Source organism: uncultured Porphyromonas sp. (assembly GCF_947254915.1).
Classification (GTDB): Bacteria; Bacteroidota; Bacteroidia; order Bacteroidales; family Porphyromonadaceae; genus Porphyromonas.
This window is the reverse complement of record NZ_CAMYEZ010000006.1, coordinates 1-19,384: the sequence shown is the minus strand read 5'-3', so window position 1 is coordinate 19,384 and position 19,384 is coordinate 1. Positions and strand designations below refer to the sequence as shown.

At 52.6% G+C, this 19,384-nt stretch carries 18 protein-coding genes and 1 riboswitch; of the genes, 8 read left to right on the top strand and 10 right to left on the bottom strand.

What is annotated here, in order from left to right; all coding sequences use genetic code 11:
* Window positions 1-5: 5 nt before the first annotated feature.
* From Q0X57_RS01015 to Q0X57_RS01000, 4 genes are all read right to left on the bottom strand, one after another.
* A complete protein-coding gene (locus tag Q0X57_RS01015) occupies window positions 6-617 on the bottom strand; it encodes a DUF3575 domain-containing protein (protein ID WP_297726383.1) in 612 nt (203 codons plus the stop codon).
* Between the two features lie 370 nt (window positions 618-987).
* Window positions 988-1,518: a DUF4252 domain-containing protein gene (locus tag Q0X57_RS01010; protein WP_297726379.1), complete on the bottom strand. Its 531-nt coding sequence runs from the start codon at window positions 1,516-1,518 to the stop codon at window positions 988-990.
* Between the two features lie 76 nt (window positions 1,519-1,594).
* A complete protein-coding gene (locus Q0X57_RS01005; RefSeq protein WP_297726378.1) occupies window positions 1,595-2,119 on the bottom strand; it encodes a hypothetical protein in 525 nt (174 codons plus the stop codon).
* Between the two features lie 38 nt (window positions 2,120-2,157).
* Window positions 2,158-2,664 carry a sigma-70 family RNA polymerase sigma factor gene (locus Q0X57_RS01000; protein ID WP_297726406.1) on the bottom strand — a complete coding sequence of 169 codons (507 nt, stop codon included), beginning with the start codon at window positions 2,662-2,664 and terminating at the stop codon, window positions 2,158-2,160.
* A gap of 503 nt (window positions 2,665-3,167) precedes the next feature.
* Here Q0X57_RS01000 and Q0X57_RS00995 point away from each other — a divergent pair.
* From Q0X57_RS00995 to Q0X57_RS00985, 3 genes are read left to right on the top strand one after another with little or no spacing between them, the layout of a single operon-like run.
* On the top strand, window positions 3,168-3,851 hold the full coding sequence (locus Q0X57_RS00995; RefSeq protein ID WP_297726375.1) for an HmuY family protein: 684 nt from the start codon (window positions 3,168-3,170) through the stop codon (window positions 3,849-3,851).
* 48 nt (window positions 3,852-3,899) lie between these two features.
* The gene (locus Q0X57_RS00990; RefSeq protein ID WP_297726371.1) at window positions 3,900-5,522 is read left to right on the top strand and encodes a hypothetical protein; all 1,623 of its coding nucleotides are present in this window, start codon (window positions 3,900-3,902) and stop codon (window positions 5,520-5,522) included.
* A gap of 27 nt (window positions 5,523-5,549) precedes the next feature.
* Complete coding sequence (locus Q0X57_RS00985; protein ID WP_297726368.1) at window positions 5,550-6,749, top strand: T9SS type A sorting domain-containing protein; 1,200 nt, start codon at window positions 5,550-5,552, stop codon at window positions 6,747-6,749.
* Between the two features lie 125 nt (window positions 6,750-6,874).
* On the opposite strand, the gene Q0X57_RS00980 is transcribed toward Q0X57_RS00985, so the two are convergent.
* The 5 genes from Q0X57_RS00980 to Q0X57_RS00960 all read right to left on the bottom strand — a co-directional run bounded on the left by Q0X57_RS00980 (window position 6,875) and on the right by Q0X57_RS00960 (window position 12,600).
* Entirely contained in the window at window positions 6,875-8,233 is a 1,359-nt protein-coding gene (locus Q0X57_RS00980; RefSeq protein ID WP_297726365.1) for an aldehyde dehydrogenase family protein, read from the bottom strand.
* A gap of 41 nt (window positions 8,234-8,274) precedes the next feature.
* Window positions 8,275-9,390 (bottom strand): 4-hydroxybutyrate dehydrogenase, encoded by a 1,116-nt coding sequence (locus Q0X57_RS00975; RefSeq protein WP_297726362.1) that lies wholly within the window; start codon window positions 9,388-9,390, stop codon window positions 8,275-8,277.
* 15 nt (window positions 9,391-9,405) lie between these two features.
* Window positions 9,406-10,692, bottom strand: coding sequence for an acetyl-CoA hydrolase/transferase C-terminal domain-containing protein (locus tag Q0X57_RS00970; protein ID WP_297726358.1), 1,287 nt, complete (start codon window positions 10,690-10,692; stop codon window positions 9,406-9,408).
* A 126-nt stretch (window positions 10,693-10,818) separates the two neighbouring features.
* On the bottom strand, window positions 10,819-11,112 hold the full coding sequence (locus Q0X57_RS00965; RefSeq protein ID WP_025883674.1) for a NifU family protein: 294 nt from the start codon (window positions 11,110-11,112) through the stop codon (window positions 10,819-10,821).
* 12 nt (window positions 11,113-11,124) lie between these two features.
* Window positions 11,125-12,600 carry a 4-hydroxyphenylacetate 3-hydroxylase family protein gene (locus Q0X57_RS00960; protein WP_297726355.1) on the bottom strand — a complete coding sequence of 492 codons (1,476 nt, stop codon included), beginning with the start codon at window positions 12,598-12,600 and terminating at the stop codon, window positions 11,125-11,127.
* A gap of 248 nt (window positions 12,601-12,848) precedes the next feature.
* Window positions 12,849-13,128: riboswitch (cobalamin riboswitch) on the bottom strand.
* Window positions 13,129-13,649: 521 nt separating this feature from the next.
* Between Q0X57_RS00960 and rbfA the strand changes: the two genes are divergently transcribed.
* From rbfA to Q0X57_RS00935, 5 genes are read left to right on the top strand one after another with little or no spacing between them, the layout of a single operon-like run.
* Complete coding sequence (rbfA, locus tag Q0X57_RS00955; RefSeq protein ID WP_007364895.1) at window positions 13,650-13,985, top strand: 30S ribosome-binding factor RbfA; 336 nt, start codon at window positions 13,650-13,652, stop codon at window positions 13,983-13,985.
* A 22-nt stretch (window positions 13,986-14,007) separates the two neighbouring features.
* On the top strand, window positions 14,008-15,216 hold the full coding sequence (locus tag Q0X57_RS00950; RefSeq protein ID WP_297726352.1) for an FtsX-like permease family protein: 1,209 nt from the start codon (window positions 14,008-14,010) through the stop codon (window positions 15,214-15,216).
* Window positions 15,217-15,226: 10 nt separating this feature from the next.
* Entirely contained in the window at window positions 15,227-15,805 is a 579-nt protein-coding gene (locus tag Q0X57_RS00945) for a DUF4924 family protein (RefSeq protein WP_297726349.1), read from the top strand.
* On the top strand, window positions 15,802-16,704 hold the full coding sequence (rfbD, locus tag Q0X57_RS00940; RefSeq protein ID WP_297726346.1) for a dTDP-4-dehydrorhamnose reductase: 903 nt from the start codon (window positions 15,802-15,804) through the stop codon (window positions 16,702-16,704). The genes Q0X57_RS00945 and rfbD overlap by 4 nt, the downstream gene beginning before the upstream one ends.
* Before the next feature lies 1 nt (window position 16,705).
* Window positions 16,706-18,055 (top strand): MATE family efflux transporter, encoded by a 1,350-nt coding sequence (locus tag Q0X57_RS00935; protein ID WP_297726343.1) that lies wholly within the window; start codon window positions 16,706-16,708, stop codon window positions 18,053-18,055.
* Between the two features lie 393 nt (window positions 18,056-18,448).
* Here Q0X57_RS00935 and Q0X57_RS00930 read toward each other — a convergent pair.
* A partial coding sequence (locus Q0X57_RS00930; protein ID WP_297726340.1) for a porin occupies window positions 18,449-19,384 on the bottom strand: 936 nt, incomplete at its 5' end.

The window sequence follows — 19,384 nt, the reverse complement described above, 5'->3', positions numbered from 1 at the left end:
GACGATTACTTAAAGAAGAAGACGTACGAAATCGTCGCCTTGGTCGGACCGATGTAGTTAGCCTTGCCCGCATCGACCTTCACGCCACAACGTGTGCAGGGGAACTTGTCGTATAGTATGCGGGCATATCCAGCGCCTAGCGAGAACTCAAGCGAAGAGCGTGTTGAGAGCACCCACTGGTAGCCTAAGCTGAGACCACCTCCGTAGAACCAGCCTTGGTAGCGGTGGTTCTTCATGACGGACTCTTTGTTCTCTAGGATGAGGGGGTAGGGGATGTTGACACCGCCTACGTTCATCTGACCTACATGTCCGTGTAGACCGAGGAACCACCCGTTGAAGACGTCGCAGAACCAGTAGCGAAGCTCTGGCTGAGCCATCCAGTGAGCCCACTTGGTCGTACTATAGTTAGGCTTGCTCGCATCTAGATTGAAAACGAATGAGTTCCAGCCGAACTGGGTGTCAAAGGTAAACTTATTGCCCATTGCAAACTCAAGCGAGAGGTTGGGCGTGAGGAGGGCATCGTAGGCGAAGTTGTGCTTGAGGGCGACTCGCTGTGCCGTTGCTGCTAGTCCGAAGGTTAGGACGAGTGCGAGTGTAATCGCTATCTTTCGTATCATAGTAAGTGGTTTGGCTACAATTCTATTATTTCTTTGGGAGCAAAGTTACGGGATTTGTGCCATATAGGGTGCGATGATGACTTGACAAAAGCGGTATTTCTTTTGACCTTTTCAATCTTTCTTGCTTGACGAAGCGTTTAATTAAAGAGAGAGGGAGTCCCCGTGGTGGGGCTCCCTCTCGTCGCTTCTGTTCAATTTACAACTAAAACTAATCACAAAACAGTCTTGCCACACGGAGCCTCTCGGGCTCTCGGTGTATGGAGCGTGTACGGTACTCACGTATGGTCGCGCTTCGCAAGTTGCTACAGTAACGTGTAGCCCATTTGTAGGTTCTTACTGAAAGGTTAAGTATAATGGGTCTGGCGAGTCGCTACTTGCGCCTGCGACTGTCTTGGGAGACAGCCTTTTCAAGCTGTCGACGGGAGAAGCTCCCCGAGAAGTTGATCACCGTGTACTCGTCATCGCCCGAGACAATCATATATAGCTCGGAGGCGTTGTCGCCCTGTATCTGTCCGATCAAGTTGATGACTCCGTCATCGTTCTTGACATACATCAGCTGCTCCAGATCCGAGCGGCGTAGTTCGATGATTGGAGCGAAGGTACGACGTATCTCTTGTATCGCCTTGCGGTCGGAGGAGGTGTAGATATGTATTGACGTGATGCCGTCCATAATGCCCGCCATAGACTCTGCGCCATCTATCCTGAGACTCGCCTTGGGGACGCTTTGGAGCATTGCGGGAGAGATGTATATGACATCTATATTTTTGGTCTCCATAAGCCTAGCGGTATTGATACGTGTACGGGCGGAGCCACGTTGCGCTGATGCGGATAGTCCTAGCAGGAGGAGCATCGTAAGGGTCAAGAGGCTCAGACGTGAGATATGAGTAATGTATGCTTTCATAGTCTATATGACTGTATCAAGGGGATTCTATATATAAGTCGTTTGAGAGGACGGATTGTTGCAGTCGTGGGTAAAATCAATTGTCCGTCAGGGTCCATCCATCCCCTGAGACGAAGGGGATCTTCTCCATCGAGTTTTGATAAGAGTCTTGTAGGCGACCAAAGAGCTCGCCGATCTCATCGTTTTGCTCAGAGCAGAGCTGCACACAGTCCCCCAGCTTGGTAAAAGCTGCGAGCGCATACTCATTGACCTGCTCTTGAGGTATCGGCTGACCGTTGCGAAGGGATAGCTCCGCCTGTCGGCTGTTGCGTCCCCACTGAAAGACGGAGACTCCTACACCGCCGATGAGTAGCACGGCAGCCGCAACGGCGTACTTACGCACCCATACCTGCCAGCGAGGGGTGGGCACTGGTGCTGCACTCCGCGTCTCTGTGGCAGCACGCTGTAGGGTAGCCTCTAGGAGCATGCGATCGGCATAGTATGGCGATCCTGGCTGCTCCTGTAGGAGTGCTAGGTAGAGTACGAACTCCTCGTCGGGCGTAGTCGTCCCGTCGTAGTAGCGCTCTAGTAGCTGGTCTATGTCGTGTGGTGAATGTATCATAGTGGCTTCTGTATTCTATATATAATAAGGTATGCGGATCACTCCTTCATATCGGCAAAAAGCTTTCGTGCCTCCTTGCGCAGACGTGAGATCATTGATCGGACGGTCACCTCTTGTAGTCCCATGCGCTGGGCTGTCTCATCGTTGGTCAGCATCATCTCCTGTCGCAGTCGCCACACCTCTTGTTGCTGCTCAGGCAGGGTAGCGACCCAGTCGTTGATGCGAGTGAGCTGCTCCTGGACTATAAGCTCCTCCTGCGGGGTCATCGTGACCAGTGGCATCTCTAGCTCTGTAGGCTCCTCCGCATTGCGTAGCCGCTGTGCCGGGGCTCGGAGTGTGTCGATGCATTTGTTGCGAGCGATGCGTATGGCGTAAGCCTTAGGCGATGCGACCTCATCTAGATGTGCGCGTTGCTCCCAGAGCTTCACCAGTACATCTTGGGTCACATCCTCCGCCTCCATCTCATTGGATAGGAGAGCCATACAGACCTGTAGAATCGTCGGCCGTAGGGGGACGTAGGTCTGTATGAAAGTGGCTCCATCCATTGTAATCACTGTAAACTAAAAACTACTCAATGTATAACTGTATGACGCTCGGACCAACGGTCCAAAAGAGTGCCTTACACCTATAAGACGAGTGAGCCGCCGAAATGTTGCAGCGCATCTGCTCGCTAATCATAAAGTGTTGCGAAAGCTGACACATTGAGCCTGAAAAATCCGACGCCTCGGGAGGAATTTGCGAATAGCTCGGTAGCAAATAAAAATTCTCCACGGAACCGGCAAATAAAAGTTCGGAAGAATGAAATGAAAGTTCGGAGGAATGAAATGAAACTTCCGAAGAATTTTTCTTTTCCTCCGTGGAGGATTTCAAATTCCTCGGGAGGAAATGCCGATAAACCTAGAATTTCACCGAGAGAGGCTAAGAGAATTCAACATTTCTCAGTATGCCTTAAAGGGAAATACCGACATGTGGGTATTGCTAGATATATCTGTCAAACGATACCTTTGCAAAGCCATTTTGACTAACAATAAAAGCAATCCAACTATTTATGAAGAAACTATCACTACTAACACTCTTGGTGATGCTCCTATGTGTCGCTTGTCACAAGCCTGCGCCCAAGCCTAGCCATACACCAGACGGTCCAGTCACTCCGCCTGCTGATCCCAAGAAAGAGTGGATGGTCAAGCGAATGACTATCGATGCGACTGACTATACCAAGTGGGTCTACCTAAACTTTACTACTGGTGAGCTGGTCCAGGTGACTGACCCAGACAACGACCTCTCATGGGATCTCGGTCTGCACCGCTACGACTTCAAGACCAATGGTGGAGTGTCGGGCAAAGGCAAGGGCGCTGCCGTGCGCATTACCAAGCAGAAGGTCCTAACCGCAGATATACCTACTCCTGAGGATAGCCAGTGGACGCTCGATCGTGAGGGGGTACTCCTGATGCAGTTTGAAGATGATGGTCTTGGCTCCCATAGGACTAAGTATGAGATGCAGCAGGCTAACTTCCTCCTCTCCTCTGAGTGTGACGGATATGGAGGCTATCTCAACAAGGGCGTTATCTGGCAGGAGGGTATGCCACCTCAGGTCTACTGGGACAACGCTATCTATCTCGTCCGCTCAGCCTCTGGTGAGATAGCTCGTCTACGCGTCTTAGACTTTCAGAACAACAAGAAGCTCCGTGGCTATATCACGATCCAGTATGCCATACAGGTAGACAAGAAGTAGCGAGCTGACGACACACATGCTATACAAACATCAAAACGCAATCAATCAATGAATCAACAATTACTACGGCTCCTAAAGCTCTTTGGCGTAGCCATATCTTTGTGGCTATTCACCCTCCCAGTGGGTGCGCAGGAGATGACTTTTATGGAGAGACCCTTTGACCCCGCTACAGACCAGGCGCAACTACTTCCGGCAGACCAGAAGGGCTCCGTATCCTGGACGGCTGCAACTAGGACGCTCACACTGCGAGATGTCCAGATCAACACTGTCTCTAGGATACTCACAGGCTGGATGCCTGACGAAATAACTATACAGGTCGAGGGCACCAACCAGCTCGTATGCACAGGCTCTGATGACGCCATCACGATGCGTTCGTCTGTCCGCATTACAGGTCCAGGCTCTCTCAGCATTACCTCTGAGCAGGCTTATGCCTATGCTTGTCGATCTGGGGCTAGCCTGACCATCGCCGATGGGGTATCCGTTACAGCCATCGGGCTCAATGGCGGACTCGTGGGAGACTTCGTCTCTTCTCACCTTTTGATAGACAAAGCTTATGTCACCGCCTCAACGATCAATGACCAGGGCGCGGTCTCCATCGGCTACTTCAAGGAGCTAACCCTCGAGGGATGTGCTATCACCTCTCCCAGCGGTGCTAAGGTGGCAGAGCTCAACGAGGTAATGTCCATCACCCTCGATGGCAAGGAGGAGTATGCGGGCAAAGTAATCATCGCTCCTCAGCAGAGCTATCACAAGGTAACCATAGCTCAGGCCGAGCATGGTCGCATCGTAGCTCCCGAGGGTGTAGACCTGACGCACCTCCTGGCGGGTAGTGCTGTGACCTTTACCGCAGAGCCTGAGGATGGGTATGCCCTGACCAAGCTTATGGCAGGTACAGAGGACATTACAAACACCCGCACACTCATCGTCAAGGCTGATGTCACCGTCACGCCAACCTTTAGCCCTGTCAAGAGCTATCGTGTATCGCTTCAGAAGCCTGAGCACGGTACCCTTGCAGTAAAGGAGCAAGAGTATGACCTCACAAAGGTCCCCGAGGGGGCTATCCTTCACTTCATCTGCACCCCCGAGAAGGGCTATGAGTTAGAGCATCTAATGGCTGGATACAAAGACATTACGGCTGAGAAGTATATCTCCGTAGCGAGTGATGTAGAGATCAGTGCCTCCTACAAGCTTATCCCAGTGGACACCTACAAGGTGACGATCGTTAAGTTGGGTAAGGGCAAGGTAGAGGCCGACTGCTCCGACCCCAATGCTGTGCCAGACGGCACCAAAGTACAGCTCACCTGCACTCCCGATGAGGGCTATGAGCTTAAGTACCTTAGAGCTAACGGTGAGGACATCCTAGAGGACCGATACTTCTTCATAGATGGTTACAACGTCCGTGTTGAGGCGACCTTCGCTAGCGTGGGTAATAGTAATGCAGTCAGTAGCCCAGTAGGAGAGACTTGCTACACCGTAGAGGTTTCTTCAGATCACCTGACCATCACTGGAACATCTGCTGGCACTCCTATTACACTGTGCACCCTGCTCGGCGAGACTATCTTCACTACCGTGGCTACGGGAGCTAGCACGGAGCAAATAGACCTTACGTATACTCCCTCTGGTCTCTACCTCCTTACAATCGGTGAGACGACACTCAAACTATCTCTTTAAATAAAGACTACAACATCACTTCTCAATATGAAAGCATTACACAGGACTCTCAGCCTCCTCTTTCTACTATTAGGCAGCACCATACTTTTATCCGCTCAGATGCTGGAAAACAATCTGAAGAATCTCAGCGACTTCTACCACGTGCCTGACCAAGCCACCTATCGTCTTTCTAAGATGATCGGCGTCTTTGGGAATCAGGATATTGAATTTGAATACAATGCCCACAACGACATCACTCGCTGTAGCTACTTCGAGACGGATACGATAACGGGACAACGTAACTCAGGGCTATACCTAGATTATCTCTACAACGACAAGCATCAGTGCATCCAGCAGGTGGAGTATGGAGAGCGTCAAGGCTTTGACGACCTAGTCATCGCCAGGCGCTACTGCTATACCTACAACGACCAGGGGCAGATGACCCGCTTCGTGCGCTGGAATAACCTCAACACCACCCCTGAGGATACTACTCTCGTGGAGGACTACAAGCTCAATATAGAATATAGTGCCGAGGGACTACCGAGCAAAGCTACAATCCACTTTCTGGACCCTAATGTCTTTGAGTGGGGCGAAGGCTTTACCACTACGCTTGAATACAACAAGAGGGGGCAGCTCTACAAGCGCACAGCCGTGAATGCTGACGGAAGCCCCTTTGAGTCTGAGGAGATAACCTTTGACGCAGATGGAAGGTACATGCTAGGGCTCTCCTATCTCAAGGCGGGGAATGAGCTCGTTGAGACGATTTTTGAATATGACGACAAGGGCAATCTAGCATCCTTGGGCGGTGGCGGGTTTATCTATCAGTTTACATTTACGACGGGACAACCGGCCGCTAAGACTTACTATCCTCTCCCCACGTTGGCACGTCTTTTCATCTATGGATTTAAGAACTACAACCTAGAGGCTCTCACCTATCCGCTACTGTACAATGGCTCCAAGGAAGCCGTGGCAACCGATGTGACCAATGGCGGAACATTCGTCTATGAGTCCAATAAGCCTCTCGGACTAGAGCCCCTAGCTACACCCTCTCAGAGTCATCTGCTCTGTGACGATATGAGCTGGACGATTACCAATGCGACGACCGCCGTAGCTCTCTATGACTTACAGGGACAATGCCTACAGGTCGTAGAGCCCGTAGCAAGCGTGGCTACCATCAGTACAGCTACACTCCCCGCTGGCTCCTACCTAATCAAGGCTGGTAGCCAGACCTTCAAGGTGGTACGCTAAGCAGTACTCGCTGAGCGGGTACTCCCTATACAGAAAGACTCCCGATGAGGCATCGCCTCGTCGGGAGTCTTTTCTGTGTGCGCTCTAGAGCTAGGTGAGCGCAGATAGCCTATGGATGTGCGGATCTAGTTCATCGCCCAGATCTCCTCGTCTGTCGGTACGTGGACGTGTGGCGACATACGAGCGATGCGGGAGATGTTGAGTAGATGCTTGTAGGTGAGGTTCTCTGAGATAGAGTTGTTACCCCAGCTACCGCAACCTAGGGTTGTGGTCACGGAGAGACCATTTTGGATAGATCCACCAGCGGTGATCGAGCAGGGTGCGTTGACGATGAGACGTGAGATGGTGATCTCGTCGCCAGCCTTGATGATGTTACCCTGATTGTTTGAGTGGATGCCAGCCGTGTGACCACTACCCTCCATCTTGAGGTTGGTATTAGCCAGTTCGATAGCCTCGTCAAAGTGCTTGTAAGGCAGACAGGTCATCACGGGGCACATCTTCTCCTTGCAGATAGGATCGGCAGTACCGACACCCTTGGCAGGCACGATGAGCATACGGGTACCCTCGGGTACGGAGATGCCAGCGAGCTGAGCGATGTGCTGTACGCTCTTACCGACGACGTCGCGACTGATGGTGCCGTTGACGAAGAGGGTATTGACCATCTTGTCATGCTCCTCAGCAGGTACGAAGTAAGCTCCGTGATCCTTGAAGGCCTGGAAGATCTCCTCCTTATGCTGCTCAGGATAGATGAAGCACTGCTCGCCAGAGCAGATGATGCCGTTGTCGAAGATACGTCCGCGGATGATGGTCTCGGCAGCCTCGTTGTAGTCGATATGCTCGTCGAGGATGACCTGTACGTTGCCAGCACCGACACCAAAAGAGGGCTTGCCTGAAGAGTAAGCTGAGTGTACCATGCCCATACCACCCGTAGCGACTACGACGTCGACGGCAGACATGAGGTCTTGCGTGGCTTGGATAGAGGGCTCGGTGACGCACTGGATGAGGTTCTCAGGTACGTTGAACTCCTTGAGGCGCTCCAGTATGAGCTGGATGGTATGTGCGGAGCAGTTCTTAGAGCGTGGGTGTGGAGATACGATGATCGCATTGCGAGTCTTGAGCGCGAAGGCGATATTTGCCATCGGTGTGACGATCGGATTGGTCGTCGGGGTGATAGCAGCGACGACACCTACGGGCTTAGCGATCTTGATGAGACCGGTCTTCTCGTCGATGTCTAGTACGCCCATACTCTTCTTGCCCTGGAGGTTGCTCCATACGCCTTTTGACTTGTTGCGGCACTTAGCCACTTTGTCTTCGTAGACGCCCATCTCGGTCTCGTCGATAGCTTCACGAGCGAGCATCTCAGCATTGTCATAGACGACACGACAGAGAGCCTTGACCACCTGGTCTACAGCGTCCTGGTCAAAGCGTGCTTGGTAATCCTTCTGTGCCTCTCGTGCTAGAGAGACCATTTCTTTAATATCCATAGATATGGTTGTTTATAAATTGAATTGTGTGATAGCGTTGTTTAGTAGAGAGCCTTGTAGATGTCTCTGATCTCGTCCCGTGTGAGGGGGGTGTAGTTGTTTGCTAGGAGGCGTTGCTGTGTAGCGATGACTGCGTCGGCAAAGCCTTCGATCTCCTCCTCCTTCATGCCGTAGGTGTGAAGTGGGTTCTTGGCAATCAAGGCTGAGAGTAGTGCATCGATCTCGTCAAAGAGCGTGGCGGGTGTGCAACCCATCAGCTTGGCGAGCTTCTCCTTGAGGAGCTGCATCTGACCAGCTGGAGCTTTGCGCTCGTAAGCCTTAAAGACCTCGGTGAAGAACTGATAGTTTGCCTCTCCGTGGGGTACGTGATAGGTACCTCCGAGCGGATAAGAGAGCGCGTGGACGGCACCAACGCCGGCATTGCCGAAGGCGATGCCCGCAAAGTTGCTCGCCATAATCATCTCGCCCATACAGTCGAATCGGTAGTCGGGACCTTTGTCTCGTATCTTCTGGAAGACTGGGATGATGATCTGCCAAGCAGCCTCGCTAAAGATAGCGGTGTAGGGGTTGCACTTGGGCGAGAGGAAGGACTCGACAGCATGTATGAGCGCATCGATGGCGCTGCATGCGTAAAACTTGAAGGGTAGCCCCTTGAGTAGCTCAGGTATGATGACAGCATTGTCAGCGACGATGGCATCATCGGCGAGTCCCATCTTCGTTTGGCGGCTCTTGATCTCAGCGATCGATATATTGGTCACCTCGCTACCTGTACCGCAGGTTGTGGGGATAATGATGAGTTGCTTCTCCTTGACGAGCGGGATCTTCTTGTCGAAGGCGTCCATCACGTCTGTCAAGCCACGTAGCACGAAGAGCTTGGAGATGTCGATGACCGTACCACCGCCTACGGCTATGACACGATCGAAGTCCGTCCCCTGTAGGTCGTGGAGGATCTGATTCATCATCTCCTCTGAGGGCTCTCCTGTGCCGTAGTGCTCCTGCATGACGAAGTGGCAGGGTAGCTGAGAAGCTTTCATAAAGGGCTCGTAGAGGAAGTCATTGGTGATGACTAGGTCCCGCTCCCCGAGTGCAAAGGCTTTGGCAAAGTCTGCAAAGGTCTCGAACTGGTCGATGACCGTCTTGAGCTTGAATAGTTGCATAGTAAGAATGTATTGTTATAGTTTGAATCTTCTCTTGCACTCCGCCTCTAGCTCGGGGCGGAAATTGGGATGAGCGATAGCAGTCAGTGCTAAGGCTCGCTCACGGAGCGACTTGCCCTTGAGGTGCGCTACGCCATACTCGGTGACGATATAGTCTACGTCATTGCGAGAGGTGGTGATGGCTGCGCCCTCTGTGAGTAGGGGTACGATGCGGGAGGCGGTACCTCGGCGAGCTGTGGAGGGGATAGCGATGATGCTGCGTCCGCCCTTAGACCAGGCGGCACCACGCACGAAGTCTACCTGTCCGCCAGGACCGCTGAACTGTCGCAAGCCCATCGCCTCCGAGACGACCTGTCCCATGAGGTCTACCTCGATACAGCTATTGATGCTCACGAGCTGATCGTTTTGAGCAATGATGCGCGGATCGTTGACATAGTTGACGGGGCGCATCTCGATGGTTGGGTTATTGTGCGCAAAGTCGTAGAGCTCTTGCGTACCCATGAGGAAGGTAGCGACCACTTTGTTGGGATGTAGCGTCTTGCGCCGGCCCGTTATGGTGTTAGCCTTGATAAGCTTGACGACACCGTCGGAGACCATCTCGGAGTGGATACCGAGGTCCTTCTTGTCCTTGAGGAAGAGCAGGACGGCATCAGGTATTGCTCCGATACCTAGCTGGAGCGTGTCGCCATCCTGTATGAGCTCTGCGCAGTTGCGTCCGATAGCCTCCTCGACCTCTCCGATGCGTGGCAGGTCAAGTGCGTAGAGTGGGTAGTCAGCCTCAACGATATGCGTGAGCTGCGAGATATGTATGAGGTTGTCTCCACCGACGAATGGCATCTGCTTATTGAGCTCTCCGATGACGACTCGCGCTTGCTCTGCAGCGGGCTTGGTGTAGTCGCAGGAGGTGCCGAAGCTACAGTAGCCCTCCTCGTTGGGATAGGATAGCTGCACGATGGCAACATCTGGATGAAAGGCTCCTCCTGGCTGCATCATCGAGGGAACCTCGTAGAAGTAGGAAGGGACGAAGTCAGCGCGCTGCTCATCGACGGCTGGGCGCGTGTTGGCTCCGACGAAGTTGGTCACGAGTCTGAAGTGTCCCTCCATCTCTGGTGCTGTGTAGGGGCTTTCGCCGAGAGTGACCATGTGGAAGATGCGTACGTTGTGGAAGCGCTCATAGTTTCGCGCTAAGGCAGCGACGCAGGCTTGCGGTACAGCAGCCGCATGAGATAGGACGACGAAGTCACCGTCCTGTATGTGAGAGACAGCTTCGTCGGAAGTAATACTGCTAAATGGGATAGACATATAGAGAGAATAGAGGTTAGAAATTGGCTGTTGGCTGTTGGCTTTTAGCTGTTGGCTAGTGGTTCTAGTGGCTCTAGTAGTTCTAGTGACTCTAGCCAAAAGCAAAGAGCTAAAAGCTAAGCGCCCTTATTTTCGTATGATCCGGAGCGCCTCAGCGATGAGCTCGTCGCTGACGCTGTCGTCTACAGTTACCGTTAGGGTGGGGAGAGCGAGTTCGCTGCGCAGAGTCTCCTGCACGACCTCTTGGATCGTACTACTCAGCGAGGGGCAGGCCTGACAACTCCCCGAGACCTTGACGAAGACTTGCTCGCCAGCCACCCTCAGCAGAGCTATGTCGCCCCCGTGAGCCTGGAGCTGGGGACGTACATAGCTACTGATGATGGTAGTGATCTCGTCTACCCTAGAGGATAGATCTGTCATAATCGGCTAGGACTACTTGCCTTGAGACTTCTTATCCAGAGAGGTGTCGATATGAGCTATCTGACGAGCCAGCTCCTTCTTTGCCTCCATATTACACTGACGCGAGATCATGATGCGCTGAGCCTGTGGCGAGCCAGCACCGTGTAGGCTCTCCGTGCGATAGCCTACGGCAGCAGTACCGAGTGTGAGGTTCTCGATCAGACGTAGGATGCGCATACGATTCACCGTGTCCGTGCCCTTAGCGCCAGCGAGGTACTTACGTACGAGCGGGCCGACCTCCTCGTGCTGCAGGTCAGCTTGGCTAGGCATCGTAACCATTAGACCGCCAGCTATGTCCTCAGCGAGACGAGTTATCTCGTAGGGATAGCGGGTTACATTCTGCTTACATACGTTTGCGAGGAGCATATCGATCAGATAGTTGCCCGACTTCGTCTTCTTGCCCTCAGCCGAGCAAGCGATACCACAAGCGTAGAGCGTCTCATTGAGGTGCACCATCTCGATCAGCTTGTCCTTGATGTGCGAAGCCTTAGGTACGCCATTGTAGTCAGCAGCGAGGGCAGCCGCACCGATGAGGACATCGCCCACACCTACCTTACAGCCACCATAAGACTGACGGTGATAGCCAGCGAAGCGCTCGACGAGCATGTTGGAGAACTGGTACTCACGGCACATGAAGACACGCTCCATAGGTACGAAGACGTGATCCATGATGAAGAGTGTCTCATGACCTCCGAAGGTTGAGTTACCGAGGTCAATGTCTGCGCCCTCCTCCATCTTGCGTGTATCGCAAGACTGGCGACCGTAGATGATGGTAACGCCCTCAGCGTCACTAGGGATTGCAAAAGAAACGGCGTAGTCTGCATCATCCTCACGCATCGAGCAGGTAGGCATGATCAGGTGCTCGTGCGAATTGACCGAACCGGTCTGGTGAGCCTTGGCACCCGTGACGACGATACCGTCAGGGCGTATCTCGTTGATGTGTACGTAGAGATCGGGATCCTCCTGCTGTGAGGGAGAGAGACTGCGGTCACCCTTAGGATCGGTCATAGCACCGTCCACGACGAGGTCATTGTCCTGGCAGTACTGGACATAGTCTCTGAAGCGCTGGTGGTAGTTGGTACCGCACGCCTCATCCATCTCATAGGTGGTAGACCAGATAGCGTTGAAGGCATCCATGCCTACGCAACGCTGGAAGCAGCTAGCGGTCTTCTGACCGAGGAGACGCTGCATCTTGACCTTCTTGACCAGGTCCTCAGCGCTCTGGTGAATGTGGCAGAAGCGATTGACCGTCTTGCCCGTGATGTTGGAGGTAGCGGTCATCAGGTCTTTGTACTCCTCCTGCTGAGCCAGCTCATAGGTCATCGCTAGCGAATTGAGAGAGGGGCGAATCATGGGGTGATCGACAGGGTTGTCGATCTTCTTGCCCATGAAGTAGACGTTGAGATGGAGGGCTCTAAGGCTCTCGATGTACTCTTCGCGTGTTTTCATAACTTCTTTTCTGTATAAAGTGAATAGAATCGTCGTGTGTCCGAGTAGGACCATCGAGATACAGAGCAGAAGTCACGGGCGAGATCACGCGCCTACAGATTGAAGCTGGCAGTAGGGTGTGGCTGATGACGGTAGATACAACGAGAGGGAGCCTCATAGCCAGTCTCGCTGCTATGGACTCTATCATACGCACTATGTGAAGTCGTATCTGTACCGCTGTCAATCTTTTCATTTTCTAGCTCTGAAAACAAAAGTCCTATGGCACAGGCAGGTCTTCTGACTTCTCCCTAGTTCGTATCAGCTCACATGGAGCTCTACAAAACGAACGATACCCTGGGTCTTCCCATAGCTACCTACGAGACCTTCGCTAGAAAGCTGGTAGGCGTGCGCTACAGTGACAATATCAAGCAGGGTCGCTCTTCAGGAGTTACAGCTGAGAGTACAGTCTTGGCTTCGCACCAAGTTCCCTATTCAGACGGGGTTACAAGATTGGTTGTCCCCTCGTACACCTATGCACCGCAAAGGTACATAATATATTCTAATTCCAACACATAGGCGTGGTGAATGGACTGGACTGACGCATTATACCCCTGTCGTCTAGGCACTACGCTTGACGACAAACGTGGAATAGATGGCTAGAGTATCGCCACGGAACACTATATACACACGCTATAGTTACTCAGACATCACCATTGGGACCAATCCCTCCCGAGAAAATCGGAAATCTCCACGGAGCAAATGAAAATTCTCCACCGAGGGACGAAATAAAAGTTCGGAAGAATGAAATGAAACTTCGGAAGAATGAAATGAAAGTTCGGAAGAATTTGTTCGTTGCTCGCTGGAGATTACGAAATCCCCACCGAGAGATTTCGGATTTCCTCGGAGGTGTGGTGTCAGGGGCTCTGAAGGGTATCAGAGTGCATCGGAACCATCGGAATGCATCGGAGCCATCGGAGTAATCTAACTTCTAATCTCTAAAGTCTAACTTCTAAAGTCTAACCCTCTCTCCCCACTAATTGCTATCTTTGTATGCATAACGACAGATGACTATGGATACAAGAAGACAACAAAAGATAGCACGACTGATACAGAAGGAGATGGGAGAGATCTTTCGTCCGCTCACGCAGCAGCTGCGTGGCGTGCTGGTGAGCGTCACCCTCGTACGGGTTACCTCCGACCTGAGCAGAGCTCATATTTACCTGAGTATCTTCCCCTCAGAGCGTGCCGACGAGCTACTCAAGTACATACAGGACAACGCTGGTAGCTACCGCTACGAGCTGGGTCAGCGCACGGGTCAGCAGCTACGAGTCATCCCTGAGATGGAGTACCATATAGATGATTCGCTAGACTATCTGGAGCGCATCGACAAGCTACTAGAGCAATAAATTGATTCGCTAGCTCCACACGATGCGTCTGCCCTTCTTTATCGCCTGGCGGTACCTCTTTGCCCACAAGAAGCTGGGTGCCATCAATATCGTCACCCGCGTGAGCGTGCTGGCGATTGCCGTGGTGTCGATGACTATGATCTGCGTGCTATCCATATACAATGGGTATGAGCAGATGATCCTGGACAAGGTGGTCGGACTGGATCCTCAGCTACTGATCACGAAGGGGGACGAAGCGCCCTTTGACCAGAGTGTGGTGATCCAAGAGATCCATGCGATAAAGGGGATAAAGGCCATCGCTCCGCTCGTATGGGGCGAGGGACTGGTGAGTCGTAGTGAGGGGGAGAGCTTCTCGGCGGCGCATCTCTACGGTGTAGACAGTGCTTACCTGCGCATCTCTCAGATGGACAAATATCTCTACAGTGGCGACATAGCGATACATCCTGGGCAATACAATCTGGGTGCCTCGATAGCGATCAACCTAAACACGATAGCGCACGACACGGACCCACTCATCATCACGCTCCCTAAGCGCAAGGGATACATCAATCCGATCATGCCGATGACTTCGCTAAGGCGGTCGCAGGGGGTGCCCGTTTCGGTGCTTTTTACGGACAATGTAGTCTACGACAACTCTATCTTCATGCCGCTCTCTGAGCTACGTTCGCTGCTGATGCTGGACGAAAACCAAGCGCACGGTCTAGCTCTGCAGCTAGCTGAAGGAGCCGACGAAGGGGCCGTACAGAAAGCCATAGCGAAGACGCTGGGCGATGAGTACATCGTTCGCAACAGACCTGAGCAACAACCGCACTTGATGCGCCTCGTATCTATCGAAAAGTGGATCACGTCGCTTATCTTTGCCTTTATCCTCCTACTTGCTGCCTACAATGTGATGGCAAGTATCTCGATGCTCCTCATCTCGAAGCAGGAGGATATAGCGATCCTACACGCTCTCGGCGAGACTCCACGAGAGATCAGACGTACCTTCCAGCTGGAGGGGCTGATGGTCACGCTCATTGGCGCCGTCACCGGCATAGCTATCGGCATCACCCTTTGCTTGCTACAGATACATTATGGGTGGCTTACGATGGATCTAGCTTTGGAGTCGCAACCTTATCCAGTAGCTATACGTCAGACGGATCTACTCGTCGTGCTTTTGCTGGTTTTTGCCGTTGGTTACCTAGCGGCTGTCTACCCCGTACGCAAGTTGATCGCTCACCGCAAAGCTTAATCCCGATATTATGACCAACGAAGCCAATACTCCTGGGCTACTGCCTGACGTACCTGAGTACACTGCTCAGATCATACATCTATGGATCGCCGAGGAGAGTGTACGTATCCTCACTCGCCAGCAACAACCACTCAAACTACTGCAACAGCATCTGATGCAGTCAGACCCTTGGCGACAAAACTTGATGAAAGAGCTCCTCAGCGAGGCATCGGTAGCGCAGATCCTTAGCGGTCAGCACGCTCCTATCACGAAGCAACTGATGGCTGAGTGCGAAGCAATACACAAGAAAGTGAGCCAGGACGAGCACAACATCGTCTACCAAGGGTGCTACATACTGGTCCTGCCGACGATCGTCGCCTTTAGAGCGAAGGATCCACACGCGAAGGAGATGGGCGAGATAGAGATCCTCTGCACCATACTATATAATGCGACGGTACGTGGACTAGCTCAAGGCAGTGGTGAGGGTGCTGCGCACTCCCCTACCGATACTCGTATTTACCAGCAGATTAGCGCACTCTTTGCACTACTTGATCAGGAGTATCATCGCAAGCATCACCAGGAGGAGTCACAAGAGAAGCCACGGTCATGAGCAGAGGGCGTATCATCTTACTCGGAGCTTCGGGACAGCTGGGAAGAAGTCTGACACGAGAGCTGGCAGAGCGGGGCAATCCTTACGAACTGGTCAACTACACGCACGAGCAGCTCGACTGCACTGACACGGAGTCTGTAACCCAAGCGATCAAGCTTTGGGAAGAGCAAGCTATAGCCCACGACTGGACTATGATAGTCAACTGCGCTGCCTTCACACAGGTGGATCTTGCCGAGGATAAAGCACAGTATCGTGACCTTCTAGCGCTCAATGCGCTACTGCCTGCACAGCTTGCCGAGAGTCATCTGCCGATCATACAGATTAGTACCGACTATGTCTTCGATGGGTGCCAGGGGACGCCCTATCATGAGGAGGATGCTACCAATCCTCGTAGCCTCTACGGTCGCACCAAGCGTCAGGGTGAGCTGGCTCTCCTGATGCACCCGACGCATCCCGCCGAGCAGCATCTAGTCATTCGTACGCAGTGGCTCTGGGCTCCCTGGGGACACAACTTTGTTCGCACCATACTACGACTTGCTCGTGAGGGAAAGACGCTACGTGTCGTCAACGATCAGATAGGTTCGCCGACCTCGGCACTTTCGCTGGCACGAGCCATTTGCGAGATCATTGCTTGCTACGATAAGGAGCGAAGCTTTCGCACTTCCCTACTCCACTATGCCAACGGCGGTGTCTGCTCGTGGTACGACTTTGCCCATGAGGCAATCGCTACGCACGTTCCTACGTACGACTTGTCACAACTGACTCCGATCCCAACGGCTGAATACCCCACCGCAGCCGAGCGCCCCGCCTACAGCGTGCTGGCGACCGACAGGATTACCGCTTGCTACGGCATCACGCCTCCTCGGTGGCAAGACGAACTCCATATAGCTATAGACTGAGATGCACGCTAAGGTAGAGGATCCACAGCTGAGCCGTCAGATCAATCGCCAGATCCTATGGCTCACGATCCCAAACATCATCTCCAATATCACCGTCCCGCTACTCTCGCTCATCGATGTAGGGCTGGCGGGACACATGGCTCACCCCGAAGCTATCGGCTCAGTCACCGTAGCCGCCACGATTACCAACACGATCTACTGGCTCTTTGGCTTCATACGCCTAGGCACAACGGGACTCGTGGCTCAGGCTTACGGACGGCAAGACAGCTCCGACATCAATCGTCAGCTGGCTCGTGGCATTACCATGGCGCTCCTCTGCACGATCGTCGTACTACTCGTCTCTCCCTTCGCCACGCTCCTGAGCGGTCTCGTCACAGGTGGTGCTACGGAGCGACTAGGCGTAGAGGCAGAGCAATACATCCAAATCATCTTCTACGCAGCCCCTGCCGTAATGCTCATCTACGCCCTCAACGGATGGTTCATCGGAATGCAAAACAGTCGTGTCCCAATGATTGCCTCTATGAGTGCACTGGTGGTCAACTTCCTCGTCTCCTATACGCTCGTCGTCCATTACCAGATGGGTGTCGAGGGACTTGCTATCGGTACCTGCGTGGCGCAGTATAGTCAGGCTCTGATACTCCTCACTACCCTACTCATTAAGTATCGCTATCTCGTGCGACATCTGCGGTTCGGTCACTTCACCGATACGAAAGGTTACGGACGCTACCTCATCCTCGGCAAGGATCTGATGCTCCGCTCCTTGCTGCTCAGCAGTATCACGCTCTTCTTCACCTATGCGGGCGTTCGTGAAGGCGCCATAGCCGTAGGAGCAAATGCTTTGCTCATGCAGTTCTTCAGCATCTTCAGCTACTTTATGGATGGCTTCGCCTATGCAGGTGAATCACTCTCAGGACGCTTCTACGGCGCCGGTCGTATGGACCTACTCAGGGCAGTTATCCTTCGACTCTTTGCCATCGGCATCGTCTTATCCCTCCTCGCCACCACCCTCTTCGCGCTCTATCCCGATGGCTTGCTCCGCTTCTTGAGTAGTCATGACGAGATCGTCGCCTACGCTAAGCAGTATCATCTCTGGGCAGCGCTCATCCCGCTGGTAGGCTTCGGCGCCTTCCTCTGGGATGGTATCTACGCCGGCACAACCCGATCGGCAGGTCTCAAGTGGTCCATGATAGGATCAAGTATTGTCTTCTTCTCCCTCTACTATCTGCTCTATAATTTGCTCGGTATGACCGCCTTGTGGATCGCTTTTGACAGCTATCTACTCGTACGTACGGGGATCCTCACAGGGATCTGGTGCGGGCGTCCCATGAGGGTGTCAACAAGCTGTTCATAACCCCCCTTTTCCTGTTGAAAAAGCTGTTCATAACTCATCAATAACTCAAGGCTAACTTATTTGCTTATCTCGGAAAGTTGTATAGCTACGAAAAGATTTCAATTATCCAAATAAGTTACCGCTGAGTTATCAACCAGTTTTGATCAAGTTATGAACAGGTACAGATAAAGAGCGAGACGACCGTAACTGCTCACGATCGTCTCGCTCTTTTATATCCTCTAAGTAGCCAGCAGAGCCAGCTAGAGAAGATCAGATGTTAGCGTCATTAACTCCTGCACAGCGGGAGTTATGAACAGATTTGACGTACCATCATCATCATCATGAGGAGATATAGATAATAAGCTATACAGATATCATATATAGATAATGATATATGGGCTGTCGAGAGCGTGACTAAAACTTGTACTGCGCTCCCACGGTCACCATGTGTAGTGGCTTAGCAGCGATCAATGCCTGCTGCTCGATCTGCTGACGTAGGAAGCAGTCGTATTGCAGCGACAGGCGCAGGTGATCCTCTTGGAGGAAATAGTTGACCCCAGTCGAAAGCTGATGTGAGCGTCCCTCAGTACGAGCTGACAGTTGACCCAGCTTGACATCCTGCACAGCCTTTGGGTCAAAGTTTCTATTGCGATCATAGTAAGCGTACCGACCGAAGAGCTCTAGGTCCACAGGCTTGATACGCTCCACGATCTGTGCCATGCCAGCGATGAAGGGGCGCTGTACGAAGAGATCATTGCCTGGTGTAGGATTAGCCTTCGCACCCACCGCTAAGTTCGCATGTTGCCATCCAGGCTGTAGACCCATGATCCCCTCAGTCGTGAGCATTAGTTGTCCGCTTTGATGCTTTATCGTACTCGTGAGGAAGGCTCCCCCGTAGGTACGTAGCATGCGATCTTTCTTAAGGGTAGCCGTCCCCTTGTCAAAGGCGTAGTATCCACCAGGTGTAGGCATAGTGCCCGCATATCCCGAGAGCCCGAAGCTGACAGCGTGGTTATTGCCCTGCTCTGTCAGAGCTAGGCGTAGAGCTAGGTTAGGGAGATTTTTGTTCATCCCCTTGTCCACATTGCCCGATAGGATAGATAGAGTTGACTCCAGTCGCCACCGCTTGCTCTGATCTAGAGTGCCGTTGTATCCCATCGCTAGTCCCATATCAATATCTCCAGGGAATAGATCGCCCATATAGTGAGACCGCTCGAAGGCAGCACGCTTACTAGAGCTGTAAGGTAGCTCATAGCCAAAGCTTGGCGTCATCAGTCCTCCCTTGACGAAAGCTCCCTCAGCCCAATGAGGCTTGTACTCGGCATAGACGTTGAAGATAGAGATCTTTTG

Coding starts and splice junctions, on each gene's coding strand:
- Q0X57_RS01010 (WP_297726379.1), bottom strand. CDS start 1,518: ATGAAAGCATACATTACTCATATCTCACGTCTGAGCCTCTTGACCCTT.
- Q0X57_RS00965 (WP_025883674.1), bottom strand. CDS start 11,112: ATGACAGATCTATCCTCTAGGGTAGACGAGATCACTACCATCATCAGT.
- Q0X57_RS00990 (WP_297726371.1), top strand. CDS start 3,900: ATGAATCAACAATTACTACGGCTCCTAAAGCTCTTTGGCGTAGCCATA.
- Q0X57_RS00980 (WP_297726365.1), bottom strand. CDS start 8,233: ATGGATATTAAAGAAATGGTCTCTCTAGCACGAGAGGCACAGAAGGAT.
- Q0X57_RS00945 (WP_297726349.1), top strand. CDS start 15,227: ATGACCAACGAAGCCAATACTCCTGGGCTACTGCCTGACGTACCTGAG.
- Q0X57_RS00970 (WP_297726358.1), bottom strand. CDS start 10,692: ATGTCTATCCCATTTAGCAGTATTACTTCCGACGAAGCTGTCTCTCAC.
- Q0X57_RS00995 (WP_297726375.1), top strand. CDS start 3,168: ATGAAGAAACTATCACTACTAACACTCTTGGTGATGCTCCTATGTGTC.
- Q0X57_RS00985 (WP_297726368.1), top strand. CDS start 5,550: ATGAAAGCATTACACAGGACTCTCAGCCTCCTCTTTCTACTATTAGGC.
- Q0X57_RS01000 (WP_297726406.1), bottom strand. CDS start 2,664: ATGGATGGAGCCACTTTCATACAGACCTACGTCCCCCTACGGCCGACG.
- rfbD (WP_297726346.1), top strand. CDS start 15,802: ATGAGCAGAGGGCGTATCATCTTACTCGGAGCTTCGGGACAGCTGGGA.
- Q0X57_RS00960 (WP_297726355.1), bottom strand. CDS start 12,600: ATGAAAACACGCGAAGAGTACATCGAGAGCCTTAGAGCCCTCCATCTC.
- rbfA (WP_007364895.1), top strand. CDS start 13,650: ATGGATACAAGAAGACAACAAAAGATAGCACGACTGATACAGAAGGAG.
- Q0X57_RS00975 (WP_297726362.1), bottom strand. CDS start 9,390: ATGCAACTATTCAAGCTCAAGACGGTCATCGACCAGTTCGAGACCTTT.
- Q0X57_RS00935 (WP_297726343.1), top strand. CDS start 16,706: ATGCACGCTAAGGTAGAGGATCCACAGCTGAGCCGTCAGATCAATCGC.
- Q0X57_RS00950 (WP_297726352.1), top strand. CDS start 14,008: ATGCGTCTGCCCTTCTTTATCGCCTGGCGGTACCTCTTTGCCCACAAG.
- Q0X57_RS01015 (WP_297726383.1), bottom strand. CDS start 617: ATGATACGAAAGATAGCGATTACACTCGCACTCGTCCTAACCTTCGGA.
- Q0X57_RS01005 (WP_297726378.1), bottom strand. CDS start 2,119: ATGATACATTCACCACACGACATAGACCAGCTACTAGAGCGCTACTAC.